Source organism: Rhodoblastus sp., from assembly GCF_041915505.1.
Lineage (GTDB): Bacteria > Pseudomonadota > Alphaproteobacteria > Rhizobiales > Beijerinckiaceae > Rhodoblastus.
The window spans coordinates 1-6446 of record NZ_JAYSBG010000203.1; the positions used below are offsets into that span (position 1 = coordinate 1).

The 6446-nt window shown below is 66.1% G+C and carries 7 protein-coding genes; 1 reads left to right on the forward strand and 6 read right to left on the reverse strand.

The features are described from left to right. The 3 genes from ACE3S9_RS12810 to ACE3S9_RS12820 all read right to left on the reverse strand — a co-directional run. On the reverse strand, positions 1-1308 hold a 1308-nt coding region (locus ACE3S9_RS12810), incomplete at its 3' end, for a cation-translocating P-type ATPase (protein ID WP_374546854.1). 172 nt (positions 1309-1480) lie between these two features. Then, positions 1481-2719, reverse strand: a complete 1239-nt coding sequence (locus ACE3S9_RS12815) for an MFS transporter (RefSeq protein ID WP_374546856.1) — start codon at positions 2717-2719, stop codon at positions 1481-1483. Positions 2720-2765: 46 nt separating this feature from the next. Further along, positions 2766-3626, reverse strand: coding sequence for an aldose 1-epimerase family protein (locus ACE3S9_RS12820; protein WP_374546857.1), 861 nt, complete (start codon positions 3624-3626; stop codon positions 2766-2768). Positions 3627-3699: 73 nt separating this feature from the next. On the opposite strand from ACE3S9_RS12820, the gene ACE3S9_RS12825 reads away from it, so the two are divergent. Further along, positions 3700-4449, forward strand: coding sequence for an amino acid ABC transporter ATP-binding protein (locus ACE3S9_RS12825; RefSeq protein WP_374546858.1), 750 nt, complete (start codon positions 3700-3702; stop codon positions 4447-4449). Positions 4450-4452: 3 nt separating this feature from the next. Here the strand turns inward: ACE3S9_RS12825 and ACE3S9_RS12830 are convergent, their stop codons facing one another. The 3 genes from ACE3S9_RS12830 to ACE3S9_RS12840 form a co-directional block, all read right to left on the reverse strand. Then, positions 4453-4836 (reverse strand): glyoxalase superfamily protein, encoded by a 384-nt coding sequence (locus ACE3S9_RS12830; RefSeq protein WP_374546859.1) that lies wholly within the window; start codon positions 4834-4836, stop codon positions 4453-4455. Positions 4837-4863: 27 nt separating this feature from the next. Further along, a complete protein-coding gene (locus tag ACE3S9_RS12835; protein ID WP_374546860.1) occupies positions 4864-5610 on the reverse strand; it encodes a competence/damage-inducible protein A in 747 nt (248 codons plus the stop codon). Further along, on the reverse strand, positions 5607-6446 hold an 840-nt coding region (locus ACE3S9_RS12840), incomplete at its 5' end, for an FkbM family methyltransferase (RefSeq protein WP_374546861.1). The genes ACE3S9_RS12835 and ACE3S9_RS12840, both read right to left, overlap by 4 nt.

Sequence of the window (6446 nt, forward strand, 5' to 3'; positions counted from 1 at the left end):
ATGGAAGGTCGTCATGCGCTTGCGGTCGGAATCGAACGGCAGCTCCTGGACCCGTGGCGCCGCGCGGCAGCGCTCTTCTTTGGCGCGGCCCTTTTCGGCGGCGATGCGCCAGAGCGCGATTTCCATCGGGTCGCCGACGCCTTCGCCCTCGTCGCCGCGCTCGGCGTCATTGCATAAGGCTATGGCGTCGATCAGGCGTCCGTCCTCGGGGGCGCTGGCGTCCAGCGTGGCGGCGGGCCGGCGCTTGCCCGCGACCAGGACTTCCGCCACCCGCATTTCGTTGAGCGTCAGCGTGCCGGTCTTGTCGGAGCAGATGCAACTGACCGAGCCCAAAGTCTCGATGGCCGGAAGCCGCCGCGCCAGCGCATTGCGGGCGACCATGGCCCGCGCGCCGAGCGCCAGCATCACGGTCACGACCGCCGGCAGCGCCTCGGGAATGGCCGCGACGGCGAGGCTCAAAGCCGTCAGCAGCATCAGCAAAGGCGGCTCTCCGCGCAGCACGCCGAAGAGAAAGACGATGGCGCAGATCGCCAGAATGCCGATGGCGAGCTGGCGGCCGAAAATGGCGAGACGGCGCTGCAGCGGCGTCTGCGCCGGCGCAATCGTCCCCATCATGCCGGCGATCTTGCCCAGCTCGGTTTCCATGCCGGTCGCGACAACAATGCCAAGCCCCCGGCCATAGGTCGCGTTCGTGCCCTTGAACGCCATATTGACGCGATCGCCGAGCGCCAGCGCCGGATCGGCGAGCGCCTGAGCCTGTTTATCGACCGGCGCCGATTCCCCGGTCAGCGCCGCTTCCGCCATTTTGAGGCTCGGCGCCTCGATCAGGCGCAGGTCGGCGGGCGCGGCGTTGCCGGCCTCCAGCACGACCAAGTCGCCGCGCACGAGATCGACGGCGGGGATCACATGATGGCCGCCATCGCGCAGGACGATGGCCTTGAGCGCGGCGAGCCGCTTCAGTTCGGCGATGGCGCGCCCGGCGCGGACATCTTCCACCAGTCCGATAACCGCATTGAGTACGACGATGGCGAGAATGACCAGCGTATCGCTCATTTCGCCGATCAGGCCAGAAACGATGGCGGCGACGACCAGCACCGCGATCATGAAATCCTTGAACTGGTCGGCCAGCATCGCGAGCAGGCTGCGGCCCGGCTGTTCGCGAATTTCGTTGGGGCCGTCCCGCTCCAGCCGCCGCGCCGCCTCTTCGGCGCTCAGGCCATTGTGGAGATCGCCGCCGAGCCGCTCGACCACCTGGGCGACGCCGAGCGTGTGCCACACGGGCGCGGGGGACGCGTCGATTTCACCCACGATCCTGGTCCCCTATGGATCTCGCGCGAGGACATTGCGCGGCTTGACGGCGAACAAGGCGCCGCCGGACCATTGTCCTTATCCTGCTCGCTTGACGATCCGACGACAAGTTCAGGCGCGAATTTCCGTTGCGCCTGCGACACTTGGCCGCTCCGTACCGGGCGTTCGGCCCTCAGGCCCGGGCGCCGCCCCCGATCGAATCGGCCTTGCGCAATTGCGGGAACAGAACCGCCCAGACCGCGACCACGATCAAAGCGCCGAAGCCGCCGAACAAAGCCGCCCCCACCGGCCCCAGCAAGGCGGCCGCCACGCCGGATTCGAATTCGCCCAATTGGTTGGAGGCGCCGATGAACAGGAAATTCACCGCCGAGACGCGGCCGCGCATTTCATTCGGCGTGGCGAGTTGCACCACGGTCTGGCGCACCACCATGCTGATCACGTCGCAGGCGCCAAGCGCCGCCATGGCCGCGAGCGACACCGGAAAGGATTTGGAGAGCGCAAAGACGATGGTGGCGAGCGCATAGCCTGCCACAGCCAGAAACATCTTTGGGCCGGCCCGACGACGCAGCGGGAAGATGGCCAGGATCAGGCTGACGCTGATCGCGCCGACCGCCGGCGCGGCGCGCAGGGCGCCGAGGCCGAGCGGCCCGACCTGCAAGATGTCGCGCGCATAGATCGGAAGCAACGCCGTCGCGCCGCCGAACAGCACCGCGAACAGATCGAGCGAAATCGAGCCCAGCACGATCTTGTTCGACCAGATATAGCTCAGGCCAGCGAGCGCGCTCTTTTCGGCGGGGTCGAAACCGGGCCGCGCCGCCTCGCCATTGGCGCGCCGGATCGCCAGGACGGCCGGGACGCCGCAGGCGGCGAGGACCGCGCAGAGCAGGAAGATCTTCACCCCGAAAGCCGCGAACAGCAGGCCGCCCAAGGCGGGGCCGGCGATGGTCGCCGCCTGGAACACGGTGGTCGACATGGCCACCGCGCGCGGAAAAGTGTCGTGGTCGACGATTTCCGGCAGCAAGGACGCATTAGCCGGGCCGGAAAAGGCGCGGGCCGAGCCGAGCGCGAACAGAGCCGGATAGATCGTCCAGATCGGCGCCGAGGTCGCGGCGATGACGAAAATGGCGAGCGACGCCGCTGCTTGGCCGAGCGCGGCGAAAGCCGAGATCTTGCGCCGGTCGAAGCGATCCGAGGCCGCGCCGCTCCAGTGCAGGAGCGCGACCAGCGGCAGGAATTGGGCCAGCCCGACGAAGCCGAGGCTCATGGCGCTGCCGGTCTCGGCATAGACATGCCAGCCCATCGCAACGTCGAGCATTTGCGCGGCGAAGGCGCCGAAGCCGCGCGTGATCAGGAACAGGACGATATTGCGGCGCGCGGCGCCGGAGCCCATGGAAAAAGCGAGATTGGCCATGGCGCCTCATAGCGCGAACAGGACTGAAGCCAAAGGCGGAAAGCTTTCAGGGCCGCCAGATATATCTTGCGGCGCTGCGGGCTTTTTCGCCCGGCGCCAGCACGCGCATCGACGGCTTGGCGAACAGGTCGCCGGAAAACCCCTCCGGATCGCCATGGCCCGTCCAGGCCTCAAGGCAGAGAAAGCCCGCGCCCGGGCGCGACCACAGGGCGATGTGAGGGAAATGATCCAGCTCCATCCGCAGGCTGGGACCGTTTTCCGCGCCAAAGTCGAGTCCCGCGCTGCAGGCGTCGAGGAAACACAAGGCCTCCTCGAACATATCGGGGGTAAGGGGCAGCATACGCCCTTCCAGCGGGATCGGACGGCGGCGCGTCGAAAACAGGCCGCCCGGCGCGATGACGGGGACCTCCGCGCGCTCGTCGGCGTCGAAGCGCACCATATGCGGCCCCGTCGCGCCCGGCAGCGGCCAGACGAAGCCGGGATGCAGCCCACAGGCGTAGGGCATGGGCCGCTCAGTCTCACTTTTAACATGAAGAATTATGCTCAATACATTGTCTTGTATTATATATTCTACGAACAAATTGAAAGCGAATGGATAGACCGCGTGCGTGCGCTCATTCGCGCCGAGCCGCAGCACGAGGCGTTCTTCCGCCTGCTCGACCAGATCGAAATCCTCATGCCGCGCGAAGCCGTGCAGGCCGAGCGGGTAGCGCCGCCCGTCCACCACGACGCCGTCGCGGGTCCAGCCGACCACCGGAAACAGGATCGGGGCCGAATCCGGCCAAAAGGTCTCGTCGCCGGCCCAGATCAGCTCCCGCCCGCCGACGCGCCAGCTTTTCAGCTCCGCGCCGCGCCGCGCGATGCGGGCCGATGCCCCGCCCGACGCGATCTCGAATCCTGCGCTCATCGTCCCCCGCTTTGGCTGCCGGGCGCTTTGGGCTAGTCTGCGGCAAAGCCCGCGTAAACCGGAGCCGCCCCGCATGAAAGCCCCCTCGCCGGCCGTGGCGATTCGCATGATCGGCGTCAATAAATGGTACGGCGAATTCCATGTCCTGCGCGACATCGATCTGGCGGTCGAGGCCGGCGAGAAAATCGTGCTGTGCGGCCCCTCCGGCTCCGGCAAATCGACCCTGATCCGCTGCATCAACCGGCTTGAGGCGCATCAGGCCGGCCAGATCGTCGTCGACGGCGTGGAGCTGACCGACGATCTGCGCAGCGTCGAGGAGGTGCGCCGCGAGGTCGGCATGGTGTTCCAGCATTTCAACCTGTTCCCGCATCTCACCGTGCTGGAGAACTGCACGCTGGCGCCGATCCATGTCCGCAAGGCGAGCAAGGCCGACGCCCAAGCCCAGGCGATGGAATTTCTGGAAAAGGTGCGGATCGCCGAACAGGCCGGCAAATATCCCGGCCAGCTTTCCGGCGGCCAGCAGCAGCGCGTCGCGATCGCCCGCGCGCTGTGCATGAAGCCGAAAATCATGCTGTTCGACGAGCCGACGTCCGCACTCGACCCGGAAATGGTCAAGGAAGTGCTCGACACCATGTCCGAACTGGCGCGGGAGGGCATGACCATGATGTGCGTGACCCATGAAATGGGCTTCGCCCGTCAGGTCGCGGATCGGGTGATCTTCATGGATCAGGGCCAGATCGTGGAGATTGCGCCGCCGGACACGTTTTTCTCATCGCCGAAACACGAGCGCGCGCAGGCCTTTTTGAAGCAGATCCTGCACTAACGCTTAGGCGTCGCCCGGCGCGATGGGCTCACAGAAGCGGATGCGATTGCCGAACGGGTCGATCACGCCCAATTCGAGCGTTTGCCAGGGCGTCTTTTCCAATCCGGGCCGCATATAGCGATAGGCTTTTGCGGCAAGTTCGCGATGCAGGGCTTCGACGCCGCTCATCATGACGCGGATATTAGCGCCCGGCGCGCCGTCGCCGTGGTGTTCGCTCAGATGCAGGACAAGGCCGCCGCGCGAAATGCCGCGATAAAGTGGCGCGTTGTCGTCGAAGCGATGATCCCAATCGACCGAAAAGCCAAGAAAACCGAGATAAAACTCGTCCGCCTTGGCCACGTCGAACATCCGCAGCACCGGAATCACGGATTTGAAGGCGATTTCCATCCCGTTCCCCTCACGGCGCCGGGCGCGTCAGGGCGAGTGCGACGCAGCGACTTCGGCCAGCATCGCTTTCGCTTTGGCGGCCGCTTCGGCGAGCACGGCTTCGTCGCGGCCGCGCAGCACGACCTGATTGAAGAATTTTCCTTCGCGCAGCGACGGATAGGAGCCGATGGACACCTGCGGATAGGCCTTGGCCAGTTCCGTCAGCCCGGCCGCATAGGCGCCTTCGGGCACGCCCGGCGCGTCGATGGTTTCCGACAGGATTTTCGCGCCCCGGACCAGTTTCGGCGCGACATCGTCCAGCATGGCCTGCATGATCGCCGGCACGCCGGCCATCACGATCACATTGCCGATCCAGAAGCCGGGCGCCTTGGAGATCGGATTGGTCACCAGCGCCGCGCCATGGGGAATGCGCGCCATGCGCCGGCGGGCCTCGTTGAGGTCCTCCGGCTTGATCCGCTCCAGCAGCAGGGCGATGGCGCGTGGGTCTTCGGAGATTTCAACGTCAAAGGCCTTCGCCACCGCATCGGCGGTAATGTCGTCATGGGTCGGGCCGATGCCCCCGGTCGTGAAAACATAATCGTAGCGCGCGCGCAAAGCGTCGAGCGCCGTCACGATCTCCGCCTCGACATCGGGAACGACGCGGATTTCGCGGGTTTCGACGCCGATCTGCAACAAATAATGCGCAATATAATGGCTGTTGGCGTCGCGGGTGCGGCCGGACAGGATCTCGTCGCCGATCACCAGAACGGCGGCGGTGACGCTTTTATCGCTCATGACCCGCCGACCTTTCGCTCATACATCACATAGACCCGCGTCCGCGCGACCCGGACATAGCCGCGGCTCTCCAGCAAGGCGAGCAGGTTGACGTCCCATTTCGCCGGGGAATAGGCGAGGATCAAAGCGCGCGGCCACAAGGATTCGGGCTCGCCCGACAGGAAGGGCTCCAGCGCCAGATCCTCCGCCCCCTCGACATCGAGCTTCATCATGTCGATGCGGTCGATCCCCTCCTCATGCGCGAGGGTCGCGAGCGATTTCGAGGCCGCGCTGAACGAACCGCCGCCGTTCTCGACATTGACGATCCGCATCGAGGTCTCGGCGAGATCGTAAGGGTTGTAGAACAGCGTCACCGGGCCCTCGACATCGGCCACGGCGCAATCGAGCGCCTTGACGGTGGCGGCCGGGTTCTGGCGCAGATTATAGACCAGCCGCTCGTAAAGCAGCGGCTGCGGTTCGACCGCCAGCACGCGGGCGCGCGGGCCAGCGCGCAGCGCCACGAACAGACTGCCGGCGCCGCATCCCGCGCCAATGTCAAGAAAGGTCATGTCCGGCGCGATCCGCTCGGCGATGAAACGGCGCTCCTCGCGGTCGGAAAATTGCGGCGTGAACAGCAGGCGCTTTTCGCAGGCATTGTTGAACGGATAAAGCCGCATCCGGGCTTTCAGCGTCTCGACCGTCACGTCGACGGGCCGGGCGCGCAGCCGGCGCAGGCCGAATCGGCGGACCAGCAGCGCCGAACGCTGGCCGAACCAATGGCCGCCGGCGCTCTGCGTGAAATCCAGCAGGCGACGCAGCGAGCCATGCGGCTGGTAGCGCCCGAACGGGGACAAATC

Coding starts and splice junctions, on each gene's coding strand:
- ACE3S9_RS12820 (WP_374546857.1), bottom strand. CDS start 3,626: ATGAGCGCAGGATTCGAGATCGCGTCGGGCGGGGCATCGGCCCGCATC.
- ACE3S9_RS12825 (WP_374546858.1), top strand. CDS start 3,700: ATGAAAGCCCCCTCGCCGGCCGTGGCGATTCGCATGATCGGCGTCAAT.
- ACE3S9_RS12815 (WP_374546856.1), bottom strand. CDS start 2,719: ATGGCCAATCTCGCTTTTTCCATGGGCTCCGGCGCCGCGCGCCGCAAT.
- ACE3S9_RS12830 (WP_374546859.1), bottom strand. CDS start 4,836: ATGGAAATCGCCTTCAAATCCGTGATTCCGGTGCTGCGGATGTTCGAC.
- ACE3S9_RS12835 (WP_374546860.1), bottom strand. CDS start 5,610: ATGAGCGATAAAAGCGTCACCGCCGCCGTTCTGGTGATCGGCGACGAG.